Source organism: Leisingera sp. NJS201, assembly GCF_004535885.1.
Classification (GTDB): domain Bacteria; phylum Pseudomonadota; class Alphaproteobacteria; order Rhodobacterales; family Rhodobacteraceae; genus Leisingera.
The window spans coordinates 733,231-751,246 of the sequence record NZ_CP038234.1 but is presented as its reverse complement, the minus strand read 5'-3'; the positions used below and the strand labels follow the sequence as shown (position 1 = coordinate 751,246).

Sequence of the window (18,016 nt, the reverse complement as noted above, 5' to 3'; positions counted from 1 at the left end):
GTCCGTCGGTCCCGGACGGGAGCTCAAGACGGTCCGGCACACCGCCCCCGTTGGCCCGGGAGCAACGGACCGCTCTCCAAAATTGACCCGATACAGCGCCCGGAGATGGCCCTTATGATGGATCGCCGGGCCCATCTGCGCCCTCCCCTTCCTTTTCGCGCCTTCCGGAACTGTGTGTCCCCGCGTGGCCCCGATGCCCCCGGTGCATCAAGAAATGCATTGCCAGGCAGGCAACCAAAAGTGAGGCCGGCGACCAGATAAGCGGCAATACGAACTCACGGTATTCCCATCCCAGTACAAGTGCGCCAAGGGCAAGTGACCCAGCCAATGGCCCCCATTTGCGCCAGATGGATGGCTTCGGGGTGTTTCGAACGATGCTGTCCTGTCCGGTTTCGCTACTCATTGCAGGTTCCTTTCTTCTTTATGTTCAGATGGCTGGGGGTGCTGGCTGTGTGTGCCGGCTGCATTGTCGCGCTGCCCGTTGCGGGCAAGAAACAACCGCTCAGCCAGCAGCACCAAGGCGATGGCCGCCAGGGCAATCACCACAATCAATGGATCCGATTGCCACTTGATCGCCGAAAATGCCGCCAGAACCGCCGCGTCGAGAGCCAATGCAGTCAGCAGGATCCAGCCGCGCACTTCGATCTTGTCCCGCAGGTTCCGCCAGACGCCCCAATGCACCGCCATATCCATGACCAGATAGAAGAACGCCCCCAGCGAGGCGATGCGCCCCAGGTCAAACAGAACGGTCAATGCACCGGCAACAAACACGGTATAAATCAGCATGTGGGAACGGATGGAGCCGGACATGCCGAAATGGCTGTGCGGGATCATCTTCATGTCGGTCAGCATAGTGAGCATGCGGGAAACGGCGAATATGCTGGCGATCAGCCCCGACGCAGTTGCCACCAGCGCCAGCGCCACGGTCAGATAGAATCCAACCTGCCCGAGCACCGGGCCCGCCGCTTCCGCAAGGGCATAATCCTGCGCTGCGCGGATCTGTTCCGTGCTGAGGCTGGTGGCGACGGCCAAGGCCACCAGCAGATATACTGCGGTACAGATCGCGATTGAGATCAGGATGGTCCTGCCGACATTGCGGTGCGGATCGGTGATTTCCGCGCCGCTGTTGGTTATTGTGGTGAAACCCTTGAACGCCAGGATCGACAGGGCCACAGAGCCGGCAAAGCCCAGCGCGCCGGTCTCTGCACCGCCGTTCCCGGATTGCCATTCCCCGCCGCTGGCCCAGAGTGCCGCAATACCGAACAACGCGATGCCCGCGATCTTTACGGCGGACATCACGATCGACCAGCGCCCGACCGAGCGGTTTCCGGAAACATTGACCATGTAGGCGAAGATGATCAGCGCCACGCCGATCAGCGGCACCAACGGTCCGCCATCGATACCGAAAGGCCGAAGCGCATAAGTCGCAAAGGTACGCGCCACCAGGCTCTCATTGATCACCATCGACAGCGCCATGAGAACCGAGGCCGCAGCCGCCACCGTGCCCGGACCATATGCCTTGGTCAGGATCATCGCGATCCCGCCGGCAGAAGGCCAGGCATTGGACATCGCGATATAACTGTAGGCGCTGAACAACGTGACCAGGGCACCTGCGGCAAACGACAGAGGGAACCAGGGTCCTGCCAGTCCAGCAATCTGCCCCGTCAGCGCAAAGATACCGGCCCCGATCATCACGCCGGTGCCCATGGCGACAGCCCCGGTCAGGGAGATCGAACCGGACTTGTACTCCGCAGCCTGGGTGCGTCCTTCACTTTCCTCGCTCATCGCGGGCTCCTATGAACTAATTGCCTGGTTTCTGTGCTGTTTGCTGTGGCGTCTGCGATCCGGCGCGGGCCTGCTCGACGTCCTGCACCGACACGCCCTCCGCTCGCGGCCCGGCCCCGGTTTTTCACTTGCCGAGTGCTACAACAACTGCCGGCGGCCGTCTGGCCCTGAACACAGCGGCCACGTCCGGCAGCGCCTTTAACGCCGGGGAGAGAGGCGCGGGAAATGAGAATATGTCCGGTCATATCTTCACCCCACGCAGGCGCAGGGAATTGAGCACCACGGAAACTGATGACGCGCTCATTGCAAAAGCGGCGAACATCGGACTGATCAGAATGCCGAAGACCGGAAACAGTATCCCCGCCGCGACCGGCACCCCGGAAGCGTTGTAGATCAAGGCGAAGAACAGGTTCTGCCGGATGTTGCGCATGGTGGCCCGCGCCAGCCGGCGGGCCCGCACGATGCCGTCCAGGTTGCCCTGAACCAGCGTGAAACCCGCACTTTCGATGGCCACATCGGCGCCGGTGCCCATGGCAATACCGACATCCGCCTGCGCCAGCGCGGGCGCATCATTTACGCCGTCTCCGGCCATGGCGACGCTGCGCCCCTGTTCCTGCAACTCGCGGATGATGCGGGCTTTGTCCTGCGGCAGCACATCGGCGCGAATCTCGTCGATGCCCAGCTTCCCGGCCACGGCGCGGGCCGTGCGTTCATTGTCGCCGGTGGCCATGATGATGCGGAAGCCCAGGTCATGCAGCGCCTTCAGCGCGGCGGGGGTGGTTTCCTTCACCGGATCGGCAACGGCCACCAGGCCGGCCACGGCGCCATCCAGCACCACGAACATTACGGTTTCACCCTGATCCCGGCGGGCATCAGCCGTGGCCGTCAGACCGGCAGCCTCCAGCCCCAGGTCCGCCACCAGGCGCAGGTTGCCGAGCGCCACAGCATGACCGTCCACACGCCCTTGCACCCCCTTCCCGGTGACTGCATCAAATTCCGTGGTATCACCAAGTCCGATACCCCGCTCCAGCGCGCCGGTCACGATGGCCTCGGCCAAAGGATGTTCCGAGCCTTTCTCCAGCGTCGCCGCCAGCCGCAACACTTCCGCTTCGTCATGGCCCGGCTCCGGCAGAACCGCGATCAGCCGCGGCTTGCCCTCGGTCAGGGTGCCGGTCTTGTCGACGATCAGCGTGTCCACCTTTTCGAACCGCTCAAGCGCCTCGGCGTTCTTGATCAGCACCCCGGCCTGTGCCCCCGGCCGGTCGCAGTCATGATCGACATCGGCGTTGCCAAGCCAAGCGCACAGGGACAGGCGATGATCAGCACGGCAACCGCGGCGATCAGCCCATAGCTCAGCGCAGGAGCCGGGCCCCAGATCGCCCATCCGGCAAAAGCCAGAACCGCAACAGCAATCACGGCCGGCACAAACCAGCCTGCCACCTTGTCGGCATATTTCTGGATGGGTGCGCGGCTTTTCTGGGCCTTGGCGACCATATCGACGATCTGGGACAGCATCGTGTCGGCCCCTACCCTCGTCGCTTCAATTACCAATGACCCGGTGCCATTGATCGTCGCACCGGTAACACTGGAGCTCTCGACCTTCTCGACCGGGACAGGCTCTCCGGAAATCATGCTTTCGTCGACCGAGGAGCGTCCCTCCAACACCGTGCCGTCCACTGGCACCTTGTCTCCCGGCCTCACCCTCAGCCGGTCTCCCACCTGCACCTCATCCAGGGGGATCTCTTCTTCCTGTCCACCGATGCGGATCACCCGTGCGGTCTTGGGCGCCATATCCAGCAGCGCGCGGATCGCCCGCCCGGTACCTTCCCGGGCCCGCAATTCCATTACCTGCCCCAATAGAACAAGCGTGACAATCACTGCCGCAGCCTCGAAATAGACGCCGACATGCCCTTCGGCGTCACGGAAGCCGTCAGGGAACATGCCCGGTGCAAGCACTGCTGCAACGCTGAACAGCCAAGCCGCCGCCACCCCCATGCTGATCAAGCTGAACATATTGAGGTTCATGGTGCGGAAAGAGTTCCAGCCGCGAACAAGAAACGGCCAGCCGCTCCACCAGACAACCGGCGTGCCAAGCAGAAGCTCGATCCACAGCGTGGTGCGTTCCCCGAATATTTCCCGGACACCTGCCAGGCCGGTATAAGGCCCCATGGTTAGAACCAGCAGCGGAGCGGTCAACATTGCACCGACCCAGAACCGCCGGGTGAAATCGGTGAGTTCGGGGTTTGGACCCTCCTCCGCAGCAGAACCTGCTTCTTGCTCCAGCCCCATCCCGCAAAGGGGGCACGCGCTCGGCTCGGTTTGCCGAACTTCCGGGTGCATTGGGCAAGTATACACAGGGCCTTCCCAGCCAATGGGAACCTTGTCATAACCTCCGCTCGGAGCAGTTTTTCCATGCCCGAAAGCTGCGTGCCCATGGTGGTGAGCATGACCGGCCGTTTCCTTGCCAGCTTCTGGGACAAGGTGCATGCCGCAAATCGGGCAGTTTTCAGCTTCAGCGCTCCGAATGTGCGGGTGCATCAGACAAACAAATTTGTCTTCGTCTGCTAAACTGGATCTTTTCTTGTTGGGAAGTTCTTTCATGTTATTGCCCTTCCGGTTGGGGAATGCCGCCATCGTGAGTCTTCAAGTCACTGTAAGGTCAACGCAGCCAGCGTATGATTTGCCGCCTCAGCTAGAAGCGGGGCGATGCCGATAGCATTGCTTTCATGAGGAATCGTATCGGTGGTCACGACTTGGCTTGCCCCGGCGGCCAGAATCTCGGCGTGAGCTTGCCCGGCAAAGACTGCATGGATTACCGCACACAGGGGCGGCTTGGCCCCGGATTCCACCAGCCCTTCGATTGCCCCCACCAATGTTCGCCCCGAGGACGCAATATCATCGACCAGAACTGGTGTGCCGGAACATCTCCACTGGCGGCCGGATTTGCTAACCTCAACTCTGCGGTCGCCGGAACGCACCTTGCGCAAAACCTCGTATGGACAGCCGACGAGCGAAGCGACCTCCGCAACCCATTGCCGGCTTTCGCTATCGGGGCCAACCAGCACCGGATTATCAACAGTCTCCGCGATCCACTGTGCCAGCAGTGGCGCAGCAGAAACCCGGCCAGTGGGAATGGCAAACAACTCATCAAGGGCCTGGATCCGATGCAGATGCGGATCCACCGTCACAAGCCAGTCAAAGCTTTCCTCGAGGAAACGGGCGAACAATCTGGCGCTAACCGCCTCTCCAGAGTGGAACCTCCGGTCCTGGCGCATGTACCCCAAATAGGGCGCAACTAAACCGGCGTGTACAGCGCCCATCTCACACGCAGTATCCGCAGCAAAGCGCAGCGGCAGCGCATGCCGGTCCGGGTCGCACAAAGAACATAAGATCACCGCCTCGCGGCCTTCGAGATCACTATGCAAGGTTATCAGGCTCTCGCCATCCGGAAACCGGTGCAAGTCCACAGGCGCCACATCAGCCCCCATCAGCCCCGCCAGTTGATCCGCCAGTGGACGCATATTGTGAAAAGGGATCAGAACGGGTCTCATTTTGGCACCTCAATGCGGAAAATCTCTTTCTGCGCGTTGGCAAAATCGCGGGCATAGGCCAATTCGCCTGGCGTCTCGGCCCAGATTTCGAACAGGGGTTGTCCGCGCTGGACCAGTGTCCCGGGCCGCGCCATAAGCAACACCCCTGCGCGGGCCTGCTGCGGGGCGCCGGCCAGTTTTGCCACCCGGGCAATAAGGCGGTTGTCGATAGCTGTGATCACTCCATCGCGAGGGGCTTCAACAGGTATCCGGTAGGGGGCCTCAGCCGGCTCGGCAAACCCGCCCTGAGCCGCGCATATCGCCATGAACCGATGCTCCGCTGCGCCGCTGTCGAGCAAAACCCTCGCCCGCTCAACGCCTGCGGTTTCTCCGCTCATTTCCAGCAGGAGCCCAGCCAGCACCAGCGCCCGTTCTCTCAGATCGCCCGGCGCATCCGGTGTATGGCGCAGCACCTTCAGCACATCCATTGCCTCGAGTGCCGGACCGATCCCGTAGCCCACTGGCTGGCTGCCGTCGCTGACATGAATCGCCAGGTCCAATCCAATCTCCCGGGCTGTGGCGCGCAGCCGCGCCGACAGGGCTTCGGCCGCATTTTCCGAACGCACTTTCGCGGTGGGGCCCACAGGGATGTCGATCACGACACGGTCCGATCCGGCCGCCGCCTTTTTGGAGAGAATGCTGGCAACCAATTGCCCGTCGCTGTCAAAGTCGAGAGGCCGCTCAATGCGGATCAGAATGTCGTCGGCCGGGCTAAGCCCCAAGGCACCGCCCCAAACGATGCAGCCACCCTGCGCTTCGACAACCTTGCGCATGGCAGCAGTATCGAGCGCCACCGGAGCCATTACCTCCATTGTGTCAGCGGTCCCTGAAGGCGAAGTAATGGCACGGCTGGATGTCTTGGGGATCACAAGCCCTGCTGCCGCGGCGATGGCCACTACGATCGGTGTGGTGCGGTTCCCGGGCAATCCGCCAACGCAATGCTTGTCCAGCACAGGCCCTTCGCCCCATTCCAGTGATCTGCCAGCCTCCTGCATGGCACGGGTCAAAGCGATGGTTTCACAGGTACTCAGATGCTCTCCTGCACAAGCCGTTACGAAGGCAGCCAGATCCAAATCCGACAGCCGGTGTGCCATCGCATCTTTTATGATCGTGGCGAATTGCGCTTGGTGCAGCCGCTCACCATAGACCTTGGCGCGGATTAGCGAAGCCGCCTCTGGCAGTTCGGGGTGAGAGAACTGGCCCATATCACCCAGCCTTGGCCGCAATGCTGCCCAAGCCGCGTCGGATAGCGCTGCCGCTTCCGGCCCCAGCCATCCTGCCCCGGTGACAACGTTCAGCGATGCAATCACCGACCGTCCGCCGCAGGCGATCCGCACCCGGGTCAGCGCACGAAATCCTTCGGCGCGGCAAACATGGCAGTCCTGATGCATGAAGACGACAGGCTGGCTGTAAGTGTCTATTTCTGCCCGTACTAGCGGAAGGCAATGTCTCTCACGTGTCATCGCGGCGTCTCCAAACGGATTGTTTCGAGATGCTCTGGCACCCTCGCTTTCCAGCCCAGTTCATGGTTGACGCGAAAACGCAGCGCGTCCGCCGCTTCTGGCTCACCGTGAGTCACATAGGTCATCCGGGGAGGAACCGGCGCAGCGCCCAGCCATTCAAGCAGCTCGTCGGCATCGGCATGGCCGGACAAGCTGCCTAGAGAGATCACCTCGGCCTCGATCGGGATGTCACGCCCAAAGATGCGCAAGTGATCCGCTCCGGCGGCAAGCGCGGCACCGCGCGTGCCGCCGACCTGGAACCCCGACAACAGGATCGCGTTCCGGCGGTCTCCTCCATATGAAAGAACGTGATGCAGAATACGTCCTCCAGTCAGCATGCCGCTGGCTGAAATGATGATTTTGGGGAAAGGCATGGTGTTGAGCTGCTTGGATTCTTCGACAGAACGCACACGCTTGGCGAGCTCAAACATATCCGAGCATTCGGCCCAGCTGACCTTATGCTCCTTGTGATGGCGGTGATAAATCTCGGTGGCATTTGTTGCCATCGGGCTGTTTAGAAAGACCGGCACTTCGGGAATATCACCGCGTTTGCGAAGCCGCGCGATGTGATACATCAGCCCCTGTGCCCGCCCTACCGCAAAGGCCGGGATTAGGATTGTTCCGCCCCGCCCGATAACTCGGCGGATAACACGGGAGAGCTGCGCTTCGGCATCGACAGGCTCATGCTGGCGGTTGCCATAGGTGGATTCACACACGAGGACGTCCGCCCCCGCAAACGGGGTTGGAGAGCGCATCAAAGGGTCGCTTTGACGGCCGAGGTCACCGCTGAAATGCAATTCCGTGCTACCAAGGCATAATCGTATTTGCGCCGCTCCGAGCAAATGCCCTGCCGGGATGAAGTTGGCCGTGATCCCGTCGCCTAAATCGACTGGCATGTCGAATGGCACAGTTTCCAGCTTGCTCAGCGCCTTCTGCGCATCCTTTCGCGTGTAAAGGGGGGTCGGGCGGGCATGGACCGAAAACTTCTTACGGCGGGCAAAGGACGCCTCTTCCTCCTGCAGATGTCCACTGTCGGGCAGGATCAAGCCGCACAATTCCTTAGTCGATTGTGTGCAAATGACCTTGCCCGCGAACCCTGCCTTAACCAGCGCAGGGATATAGCCGGAATGATCGAGATGTGCATGTGTCAGGAGAACAGTATCGATAGATCGAGGCCGGACCGGAAAAGGCTTCCGATTGCGTAAGCGGAGCTGCTTGAACCCTTGAAACAGTCCGCAATCGATCAGGATCCTGCGACTGCGCCATTCAACGAGGTAGCGGGATCCAGTGACGGTCCCGGTGGCCCCGAGGAAGCGCAGGGTCGGTTGCTGTGACTTGCTCATTGCACGTCTCCTCTTCTTTTGCTCCGAACGCTTTAGGGTAGCAAGGTGACTTGTTGCGCCTCATCCACGCGCGGCGATCACGTTGAAAATTGGCCCAAATACGAGTGCCACGAACCAACCGTAGGCAAAGGCTTCTGCTAGACCGATCAGGAAGGAAGTTGCTGTGAGCCACGTCATGCCAGGCATCAGCGAGATCCAAGCGCGGTACATCGCATACTGCGGAAAGATCAGATCGAAGCCGACACACAGCATATAAGTCACGGCCAGGAATATGCTCAGCGCCCAGCCCAGCTTGACGACAGGGATACGCGGGGGCGCCATCACGTTTTCGGGGCCGACCTCAGAAACTTGACCCGTTGCGCAAGGGCCGCATCCAAGCCGCAGCACAACAAAGACTAGCAGCGCTGCAGTCGCAAAATAGAGTATGGAAAACACTTCTCGAACTCCTGAACACACCACACAGCATGTGAACCGGGCCGCTTGGCTGGGCGCTCAACTGGACCGGGTTGTTGGTTCAGGAAAAATTCGGAGGGTGTGGAGACGGTGAAAGGGCTATTCCGTCCGCAAGCAGCCGGATATTGAGTACGGCAACCGACATTTCCGGCTTCCATTCAGGCATCAGGAATATTGGGAATAGAGCTACAGCGTGACACATTGCATGCAGTCCACAGCCACCCAAAGACGCAGGCACGCTGTAGAGGCTTCGATCGTGCTGAATAGACTCTTGCAGCCCATAATCCGCAGCTAAGGCCTGAACATGGCAATAGCCAGATACTGAATGCTCTGCACCTACCGTTCGGTCCGCCCCCGCAGACGCCATCAGAATTGCAGACAACAGCAGGACCAGAGTCAGGTGAAGCGCCGAGCGAAGCCGCCGCAGTCCAATTCTCCTGTACGTTACTCCTGCAACTCCCACGATCCGCTTCTCCAAATGACTACTCAAGTCTACATGTTATTTGCCCGGAGGCCTTGATTTGCCTCAACCGCCTTGCTCTCGCTTCCAGGTTGCCCAAAGAAGAGGTGCTCCGGTCATCAGCCCTAGCCCCAGCACTGCCCAGATGGCACCAGGTCCATCAGGCCCGGCCAGCTCACTGCCAAGATGCGCCAGGATGAAGCTCGCTGGCAAAATGCCAGCCGCGGTTGCGAGTGCGAAGCGCCAGAACCGCAATGCAGTCAGCCCTGCTGCATAGCTGATCAAGTCAAATGAAACGAAGGGCAAAAGACGGCTGCCAAACACCGTCAGCATCAGTGCATTCTGCGATCCCATGAGACCTGTCTCAAGCTTAGCACCCAGATAGCGCTGGATAGCCGAGCGCCCCAACCGCCGGGCAATCAGAAAGGCGATGATCGCTCCCAACTCGGCCCCCAGTGCAACGAGACCGGTACCCAGCACATGCCCGTAGGCCGCCCCGGCTGCCACCGCTACAGGAGCTGAAGGCAAAGGGCTGGCAACGATCGCCATAGTCATGAGCCCTACGATCACCAGCGGCCCCAAGATGCCAGCTGCATCGACCCAGGCTGTTATGTCTGCACGCGTCATTGCAGGCGGCAAAGCATCAGCCCTCCAAAGAACAAGCACCAGCAACAAAGCGACGGCCACAACCGCTAGCACCGACCTGTGGCGGCGACGGAAATCCGGTAATCGTCCTATGCGCAGCATGTGCCTTCCTCGTCGAAATCGTTGGCGCGTTTATTGATGTATCGCCATCTTCCACAGACTAGGACATTTAGGATTGGCCGATCCACCTTGCCCGGATGGGCAAATGTATCGCTCAGTCGTAGCGAAGCGCTTTGCGACAGTCGGATACAAAACATGCGAGTTTTCCAAGCAATATTGCACCGGCCCTAAGTGCTGTTGACCGCAATAGAGCAATCGTCGTCACTCCGCAGCTTCGCGTGCCTGTTTTACCAATTCTTGCAGTTGCGGTTGCTCAACAAAGCCGGGAACTAAGTTTTCGCCAATCACGAACGATGGCGTGCCGTTAAAACCAAGTTTACGTGACAGCGCCATGGAAGTCGCAATGTGCTCCTCCACTTCCGGCGTTTCCATGTCCCGGCGCAGCTGTTCCACGTCCAGCCCGGTTTCACGTGCGATACGGATGACCGAAGCCTCCGTAGCCCTGCCCTGCATTCCCATCAGAGCCCAATGGAATTCTTCGTACTTTCCTTGTTTGCGCGAAGCCAGAGCGGCACGTGCGGCAAAGACAGACCCGTCACCCAGGATGGGCCACTCGCGGTAGACCAGCCGGATATTGGCATCATCTTTCAGCAGCCCCTGCACCGGAGCCATCGCACGGCGGCAATAGGGGCAGTTGTAGTCGAAGAACTCGACAACCGTCACATCCCCTTCGGGATTGCCCAGAACCGGGGCGTTGGGATCGCGTTCCAGCGTGGCACGGTTGTTGTCAAGAACCACCCGAGCAGCTTCAGCTTTGGCGGCGTCCTGGTCACGCTGCAACATTTCGACCGCCTGCATGATGATTTCGGGCCGCTCCAGGATTGCCTCATAGACCAGTTGCTTGATCTCCGCCTCTGTCAATTCTTTGGCCAAGCCGGGCAAAGGCAAAAAGGTAAGACAGAGTACCGGCAATATACGTTTAGGACGGATCATTGGTTTCATCCTTCTTGCTGGGCTTCTACTTCTGTTCTTTCTGCTTGGTACCGCTGCTCGCGCTCGGGCCAAGCTGATTTTATGAAATTCAGGATACCGCGAATTTGCGCATCACTCAGCTGGCTGCCAAAGCCTGGCATGCCGCTGTCCAAGGCGACTCCGCTGTTTGCTAGCGCAGCCTGCCCCCCAATTTGGTATATTCGAACAGCATTCGGTCAGAATGGTGCCAAGTGTGGCCCGTCTCATCATGCGGAGGCGCCGGCAGGCGGCCATCCTCCCCTGGGCTGCGCCAATTCGGCTGGCCCTCAAGATTTGCCCCGTGGCAAGACGCACAGTACTCCGCATAGAGCACCTTTCCCTGTGCAACTGACACCGCATCAGCCATTGGCGCGACCGGGAAAGAAGGCCGGAAAACCCACGCCGCCGCAACTCCGGCGACCGCCAGCACCGCCGCCGCACTGATGACCGCCCGCGTCATGCCTGCACCCGGATCCAGGTCATCATGCCAGAGGCCGCATGCGAAAGCATGTGACAGTGGAATGCCCAATCGCCGGGATTATCGGCAACAAATGCAATCTCGTGGCTTTCGCCGGCAAAGCTGAGAAGCGTGTCGCGCAGGTGGCCCATCGAGCCATCGGCATTTACGGTGCGGAAATGCATCCCGTGCAGATGCATAGCGTGCGGGAATGCTGTGTCGTTGGACACTGTGACCCGGACAGTCTCGCCCCGCGCCACCGTGGCCAGCGGAGTCTGCGTCATGCCAACAGTACCGTTGAAGGCCCAGAACTGGTTCGCCTCCACCATTCGCTGGAACCCGGTGTTCTGCCCGTTAAGAACAGCACTGCGCAGCGAACCCATTGCTCCGCCAGCCATGTCGAGCCGCAGCTCCCTCGCGGCATTCAACCCCGTCACCTGCATCGCCGGGTTCGGCGGAAGCGGCGCCGGGGAGCCGCGCCGGGCGCTACTGGACACGCCGCGCACCGGGAAGGCAGCCTGGGCATAGCCTTGATTGTCCTCGATCCGCGCGAGAAACGCCTCTTCGCCGTCTCCGGCTGTGACGTCTACAAGGAGATCAGCACGCTGGCCGGGACAGAGCAGTAAATCTCCCGAAACAGTCTTGGGTGCTGGCAGCGGCATCCCGTCCAGCGCCATCACCCAGCCCTCGAAGTTGACCAGCGCCAGCAGGAAAAACCTGGCGTTGGAGGCATTGATCAGCCGGAGCCGAAGCCGCTCGTGCCGCTTCACCGTCCTGGCCCAAGCTGACTGTCCGTTGGTCGAAATAAAATTGCCCAACCGGCCAGCATGTGAACGGTCGCGGCGCGTCTCGAAGTCTGGATTTAGCTGCCCGCCATCCGGCTCCAGCAGCCAGTCATCGAGTACCAGTGTGACATCCCGGTCAATATCCGGAGGTGCCTTTTCGTCAACAATGAGCGGGCCGTGCAGTCCGCGCGCCACCTGTTCGACGGACCGGTTGTGCGCGTGATACCAATAGGTGCCTGCATCCCGAACGGTGAAATCATAGTCGAAGCTGCCCCGTGGCTGAACCGGTGCCTGGGTAAGCCCAGCAACCCCATCCATCGAATTCGCCGCGCGGATGCCGTGCCAATGGACCGTGCTTGCCTGCGGCAGATCGTTGACAAAACGCCGTTGCACCCGGCCGCCTTGGGGCACCCGGATTTCCGGTCCCGGCGTGCCGTCTGAATAACCCCAAATCTCAGTTTTTGGGTAGTCTGACGGCAGTAGCTGCACCGCTTTGACGGTGGCGCGCAACTCCATCATGTCCGGCACCAGGGCATCCCCCGGACCGGCAATTCCGCCAACACGCCAGCGGCACCCGCCGCTGTCAGAAACCCTCGTCTTGAAAACATTTCTCTTTCCTCTCAGACAAGCGAACCGCGAGGGACGGTTCACTGATGTTCTGATTATCTCAATAATCAGAACATTCACTCAGTTTGGCGGAGGGCGGTATGCCTCTACTGCTTCCAAACCGCGTCTCCCTTGGCTTTGCACTGCCGCCTTCCAGCATGGGAACGTCAATGCCGCCTCATCACCATTTTCGTATCCGAGAGTATCCCAGACACATTCGCCCAAGTTCTTAGGACGGGCCCGCGCGCCTGCTTTTCCATGACAGGCTTCTAGAGCTCCCACACCGCGCCCCTGCCAAGGCCGTGGTGCGGTTAGTGAACGTTTGGGGACGCATCTCTCTGCATCTCGGACCGAACTCTGCCTACCCGACAACCGGCAAGTCCTATGCGCAACCTCAGGTAGGCAAGTTCACCACGGGGTGAAGCACAACCCGGGTATCCAACGGCACCCTGTCGTAGAGGTTGATCATCTGATCGTTTACCAACCTTGCACAACCATTCGACACGCGCCGTCCGATTGTGTCCGGTTCATTGGTGCCGTGAATACGCAGAAACGTATCCCGCGCCCGGGCTGAAACAGATAAAGCGCGCGTGAGCCAAGTGGATTACCGAGACCGCCGGGCATGCCATCGGCAAACCTGGCATAGCGGTGCGGTTCGCGCCGTATCATATCCGGTGTCGGCTTCCAGCTGGGCCACACCTTTTTGGCGCCGACATAGAATTCACCCGCCTCATACAGGCCAGGCCGGCCAACCCCGACCGCAAAACGGATCGCGCGGCCCTCAGGCAGCGTCCAGTACAGCGCGAACTGCTCTGGATCCACATGCACCTCATATGGCGTAAGGTCGTTCTGGATGCGCACCTCGCGCGGCAAAAGCTCTTCGGGCATATCGTAGACCGGAAGCGTTGGCGTATGCGCGCTGCCCTTTGAACCCAGCACCGTCAACGCCCCTGCCCCGGCAATGAAATCCCGTCTCAGCATAACTCCTCCTTCTGGCTGTTTCACCGGTACCGTATAGTCCTCTGAGCCCCTGCCAGAGATTAACACCCGCCCTGCACCTTCGATAATCAGCACATCTGTTTGCCGGCCATTTCTTCGCGAGCCCCGGCTTCCAGCTCAGTCCCTGACACGCGCCGCAATACGCGGAGCATGAGATGTCATTCGTCGAGTGCGGCCTTGCGGCGCCTGAACTCCTCTTCGTCAATTTCACCTTGGGCGAACCTGCTGCGCAGCACCTTCAGCGCGTCACTGGAGGTGTCCGGGCCCGCGCTACGCTTGTCAGTCAGCCATCGCACCGCCACTACGATGAGAACAATAAACGCCCCCCAGAACAGCAGCATCATCAGGGCGCCGAGCATACCGAAGCCACCTGCCCACATCATGTGGCCATATCCCCGGTCCCAGTCACCCGAAGTATCCGCCCAAGCCACAGCAGAAGCCAAGGGCAGAAGCACAATTGCCAGAGTTGCAACCTGTCGTTTCATCTTTGTCTCCGGTTCACGTTTCAATTTCGGTTTGATCCTTCGCAAGAGGGATTGCGAGCGTCGCCAGCAGCCCGCCATCTGGACGGTTGACCAAGGTAATGTCGCCGCCATGAGCCCGCGTAATCGTACGGGCGATGGATAAGCCAAGCCCGTAGCCGCCGGTTTCCAGCGACCGCGACGCCTCCAGCCGCAGAAACGGGTCAAACACCCGCTCCAAATCTTCCTCAGGGATACCTGGGCCGGAGTCTACCACCGTGATCAAAGCGTTTTTGCCATCGATCCCATATCCAACCCGCGCCCAGCCACCATAGCGCAGCGCGTTCTCGATCACGTTGCGCAAAGCCCGCCGCATCGCATTTGGCCGCAGGCCGACTTTTGTCGTCGCCCCTGGATGTAAATCGAAGCGATCAAGCATATCAGCGCGCAGCTGTTCCAGGAACTGGCCCAGTTCACACACCTCTTGCGGCTCGGATACCGCCAGCCCCCGGGCGAAAGCCAATACCGAGTCTACCATGCTCTGCATTTCCTCGATCGAAGAAATGAGGCTGTCCCGGGTTTCCTCCTCGTCGACAAATTCAGCCCTGACCCGCATAGCTGTCAAAGGCGATCGAAGGTCATGGCCCAACGCCGCCAGCAGCCGGGTACGATCTGCAACAAATCGTTTCAGCCGTTCTTGCATCCGGTTAAACGCACCAGTCAGATCCTGCACTTCGCATGGCCCAACCGCAGGCAGTGCGTCCACATCTTCTCCCCTCCCCAACCGGTCAGCAGCAACGGAAAGCCTGCGCAGCGGCCCCGTTACCCGGCTCATCAGGAACCAGAATACAACAATTAGAATGAAGCCCGCGGTAAGCGCAAAAGTCAGTGTCGAATAAAGCGGCCATTGCAGAGGCGGACGTTCGAACCGGGTACCAACATTAAGCCATTGGCCGCCAGACAACGCAAGGGACAGCTTCAATTCAATCGCCGACATGTGCCCGCGCATCATTTCCCGGTGCATGGCGGCCATTTCCTGATCGAGGTGCGGCAGCGGTAGATCCGCGCCATCAACCTCATGCAGCTCAACCCGGATCTCGCGGCTGAAGTTACCATCCAGCAGTGCCCGCACTCGCTCTTCGACAATCCCATTGCCGTTATGCGTCATATGTTCGACTTCGGGCTCCGGTGCGATACCGAACCGTACCAGCGGCGAATTCGCAGCCCGCAGAATCGAGGCGTGCAGACTTGCAGGCGCTTCTTCGATCAGCCGGGCAACATTGGCGGCACGCCCAGCAGTTTCCGCTCCGAGAGCCGCGCGTACCGCCAAACTGCGCTCGTCGACAAATAGCCAAAGGCTGACCGCCTGAGCGGCGGCCAGCGCCAGGATCACCAACAGCACCAGTTGGCCGCGCAGACTGTTGAGGACACGCCTCATCGGTCCATCACCTCCACATCTGCGGCCAGGCTATAGCCTCCGTTGCGCACGGTGATGATCAGGCGCGGTTGCATGGGGTCCTGCTCAATCTTGCGGCGCAAGCGGCTGATCTGGTTGTCTATTGTCCGATCCAGCGGCGGCGCCCGCCGGCCCGCGGTTAAGTCCATAAGCTGATCCCGGCTCAGGACCAAACGCGCCCGCTCCAGCAAAACCGTCAACAGCTTGAAGTCGGCACCGGTCAGGGCAGTTTCCTGCCCGATGTCGTCAATGAGGACACGTCGGTCGCTGTCCAGCACCCACTGGGAAAACCGAACGTTTTTACCAGCCAAGCGGCCTGCCAATGGTTCGGAACGATCGGTGCGGCGCAAGATCGCTTTGATGCGTGCCAAGAGCTCACGCGGATTGAAAGGCTTGGACAAATAGTCGTCGGCACCGATTTCCAGGCCGACTATACGGTCTGTATCCTGCCCAAGGGCCGTCAGCATAAGGATTGGGATACCGCCTTCCCCAGACAGTCTCCGGCAGACCGACAACCCGTCTTCGCCCGGCATCATCACGTCCAGAACAATCAGATCGAAATGCCCGGTTGCCAGTTTCGCATCCATCTCCGCCGCGTCTTGCGCTGCAGTTGCGCGCATGCCGTTCTTTTCCAGGTATCGTGTTACCGCGGCCCGGATTTCACGGTGATCGTCAACGACGAGAATATGAGGCATTTCATTCATTTGCATCGATTATAGGTTATTGCTGCAAATGGTCCTGCAGAGTTTTGTCGCAGAATGTATCAACTGCTTCGGCTGTGACAGAGCGATACAATTCCCCGCCCCCGCGCTCTGGCAAGCTCACCCCTGACATCCCAGATTGGCTGTATCCAAACACTCTGGGAAAGGTCTGGACATGACGAATTTGAAACTTCTCGCGCTCACTCTCGCGGTATCCGGCACAATGGCGGGCGCAGCACTGGCAGAGGCCAGCCACGGCCACGGCGGCAAACCCGGCGCCAATACATCAGGCATGATGCAACAAAATGCAGATTCGCAGATGATGGGCCGAGGTATGATGTCTGATATGAAGCGAATGCATGACATGATGATGCAGATGCACGGGCGGCACGCCATGGGCAGCGCCATGATGGACCGCCAGATGTTGGGCATGGGCAAACCCGGCATGTTGGCGGAAAAACTTCAATCCGCTCTGAAGGAGTACGACGCGGACAACAATGGCACGCTTTCGATCGATGAGTTCGAATCCTTTCACAGCGCTATAATCCGCGAACAAATGGTAGACCGTTTTCAACACCTGGATGCGGACGGCGACGGCGCGGTGTCCGAGGAAGAGATCTCTGCCCAGACTGCCCGCATGAAGCAGATGATGGCAGGATCCGGCATGGCCCACAGCGGCCCGCAAGCCGAAAGCGATCAGCCTGGCGACGGCATGATGGACCAGCCAAAGGATAACTGATCCTCAAGACACTTTACTGGATGCCACCTGGCACAGCCTGATGGCATCCTTTCTAGGGGCAAGTATCTCAACGTATCCCCTAAAAGCTGGGCATCTTTGCTGTACTTCTAAGCAGCGGCAAGCTTGGGGCGGGTGATCGAACAGCTACTCGCTTGCAGATTGCTAATGCAAAGTAGATCCCTTTTCTCGCCCCATAACCGTACCCGTGTCATTTCCGCAAATGATGCATTCGCACCGTTTCCGAGACACGGAAACACGCAGCTGCTGGACGCGTTCCCGGTGGACCGTGGAGCAGATTACCGGCCGTCACGTCTTTCCGGACAGCTCATCCGACCTGTCGGCGCGAAAGCTCTAAAATGCTACGTTTGTTAAACATTCTGGCGCCGGCCTGCGGCATCTGGGTCCAACGCGGGGCGCATCGGAGATAGGAACAGCTCATTACGTTTCAAATTTTCGAATCGTGCGCAGCGGCAATTTGTGCTATTTTTGTCACGAGGCGAGCGCTGCGGGAGTTGGGATATGTATATCCTTCCAATAGTGTTTGGCCTTCTTCTTGTTGCCACGCCTAGCGCGGGTCAACAGACAGTCTTTCACACAGCCAGTTTCCCGGACGCCACCATGGTTCAATTGAGCGTGACCCATTACCAGGTCACCAGCGAGGAAGACTTCGACTTTGAAGTGGCCATCAAACTGGTTCAAACAGATGCGAACGGCACAGTTCTCTACGACGACACTAGGAAACACCCGGTTCGGGTTAAATGCGGAGAACCAGCATATGTCGACACTGGTCTCAAAAGATTCATGATCAACACAGCCACCTCCAACGGCGATTGGCAGCACGACCTTTGGGCTATGCTCTGCACAACAGCAACATCCTGAAAGCCAGCAAAGCGTCAGATCAACCCTGAAGTCGGCTCGGAAATATTCTTTCACTTTCGCCAATCGCAATGGAGTAAGTCTTCC

Annotated in this window: 15 protein-coding genes and 3 pseudogenes; 2 read left to right on the top strand and 16 right to left on the bottom strand. The window is 59.7% G+C overall.

The window, feature by feature from the left end; genetic code table 11:
* Positions 1-112 precede the first annotated feature (112 nt).
* From ETW23_RS26695 to ETW23_RS03585, 16 genes and pseudogenes are all read right to left on the bottom strand, one after another.
* Positions 113-403 (bottom strand): DUF2933 domain-containing protein, encoded by a 291-nt coding sequence (locus ETW23_RS26695; RefSeq protein ID WP_082649436.1) that lies wholly within the window; start codon positions 401-403, stop codon positions 113-115.
* Positions 400-1,785: an APC family permease gene (locus ETW23_RS03655; RefSeq protein WP_134829153.1), complete on the bottom strand. Its 1,386-nt coding sequence runs from the start codon at positions 1,783-1,785 to the stop codon at positions 400-402. The genes ETW23_RS26695 and ETW23_RS03655 overlap by 4 nt, the downstream gene beginning before the upstream one ends.
* Positions 1,786-2,026: 241 nt before the next feature.
* A pseudogene (locus ETW23_RS03650) lies at positions 2,027-4,323 on the bottom strand (copper-translocating P-type ATPase).
* A 110-nt stretch (positions 4,324-4,433) separates the two neighbouring features.
* Positions 4,434-5,273, bottom strand: coding sequence for a ribose-phosphate diphosphokinase (locus tag ETW23_RS03645; RefSeq protein ID WP_254695196.1), 840 nt, complete (start codon positions 5,271-5,273; stop codon positions 4,434-4,436).
* A gap of 59 nt (positions 5,274-5,332) precedes the next feature.
* Entirely contained in the window at positions 5,333-6,838 is a 1,506-nt protein-coding gene (locus ETW23_RS03640) for a thymidine phosphorylase family protein (protein ID WP_134829151.1), read from the bottom strand.
* Positions 6,835-8,220 carry an MBL fold metallo-hydrolase RNA specificity domain-containing protein gene (locus ETW23_RS03635; RefSeq protein WP_134829150.1) on the bottom strand — a complete coding sequence of 462 codons (1,386 nt, stop codon included), beginning with the start codon at positions 8,218-8,220 and terminating at the stop codon, positions 6,835-6,837. Before ETW23_RS03635 ends, ETW23_RS03640 begins: the two co-directional genes overlap by 4 nt.
* A gap of 60 nt (positions 8,221-8,280) precedes the next feature.
* On the bottom strand, positions 8,281-8,655 hold the full coding sequence (locus ETW23_RS03630) for a DUF5676 family membrane protein (RefSeq protein ID WP_167738071.1): 375 nt from the start codon (positions 8,653-8,655) through the stop codon (positions 8,281-8,283).
* 544 nt (positions 8,656-9,199) lie between these two features.
* Positions 9,200-9,760, bottom strand: coding sequence for a TVP38/TMEM64 family protein (locus ETW23_RS03625; protein ID WP_134829149.1), 561 nt, complete (start codon positions 9,758-9,760; stop codon positions 9,200-9,202).
* Positions 9,761-10,099: 339 nt separating this feature from the next.
* Positions 10,100-10,831, bottom strand: a complete 732-nt coding sequence (locus tag ETW23_RS03620) for a DsbA family protein (RefSeq protein WP_134831253.1) — start codon at positions 10,829-10,831, stop codon at positions 10,100-10,102.
* Positions 10,832-10,836: 5 nt separating this feature from the next.
* Positions 10,837-11,216, bottom strand: a pseudogene (locus tag ETW23_RS03615) (cytochrome c).
* A gap of 89 nt (positions 11,217-11,305) precedes the next feature.
* Complete coding sequence (locus ETW23_RS03610) at positions 11,306-12,610, bottom strand: multicopper oxidase family protein (RefSeq protein WP_134831252.1); 1,305 nt, start codon at positions 12,608-12,610, stop codon at positions 11,306-11,308.
* Positions 12,607-12,699 carry a twin-arginine translocation signal domain-containing protein gene (locus ETW23_RS03605; protein ID WP_134829148.1) on the bottom strand — a complete coding sequence of 31 codons (93 nt, stop codon included), beginning with the start codon at positions 12,697-12,699 and terminating at the stop codon, positions 12,607-12,609. Before ETW23_RS03605 ends, ETW23_RS03610 begins: the two co-directional genes overlap by 4 nt.
* A gap of 392 nt (positions 12,700-13,091) precedes the next feature.
* Positions 13,092-13,678 (bottom strand): annotated as a pseudogene (locus tag ETW23_RS03600) (L,D-transpeptidase).
* Positions 13,679-13,854: 176 nt separating this feature from the next.
* Positions 13,855-14,181: an SHOCT domain-containing protein gene (locus ETW23_RS03595; RefSeq protein WP_247676738.1), complete on the bottom strand. Its 327-nt coding sequence runs from the start codon at positions 14,179-14,181 to the stop codon at positions 13,855-13,857.
* A gap of 13 nt (positions 14,182-14,194) precedes the next feature.
* Positions 14,195-15,595 carry an ATP-binding protein gene (locus ETW23_RS03590; protein ID WP_134829147.1) on the bottom strand — a complete coding sequence of 467 codons (1,401 nt, stop codon included), beginning with the start codon at positions 15,593-15,595 and terminating at the stop codon, positions 14,195-14,197.
* Positions 15,592-16,317: a response regulator gene (locus ETW23_RS03585; protein WP_134829146.1), complete on the bottom strand. Its 726-nt coding sequence runs from the start codon at positions 16,315-16,317 to the stop codon at positions 15,592-15,594. Before ETW23_RS03585 ends, ETW23_RS03590 begins: the two co-directional genes overlap by 4 nt.
* 172 nt (positions 16,318-16,489) lie before the next feature.
* Here ETW23_RS03585 and ETW23_RS03580 point away from each other — a divergent pair, with 172 nt between their 5' ends.
* Positions 16,490-17,053: an EF-hand domain-containing protein gene (locus ETW23_RS03580; RefSeq protein WP_247676739.1), complete on the top strand. Its 564-nt coding sequence runs from the start codon at positions 16,490-16,492 to the stop codon at positions 17,051-17,053.
* 519 nt (positions 17,054-17,572) lie between these two features.
* Complete coding sequence (locus tag ETW23_RS03575; RefSeq protein WP_134829145.1) at positions 17,573-17,932, top strand: hypothetical protein; 360 nt, start codon at positions 17,573-17,575, stop codon at positions 17,930-17,932.
* The last annotated feature ends 84 nt before the right edge of the window (positions 17,933-18,016 follow it).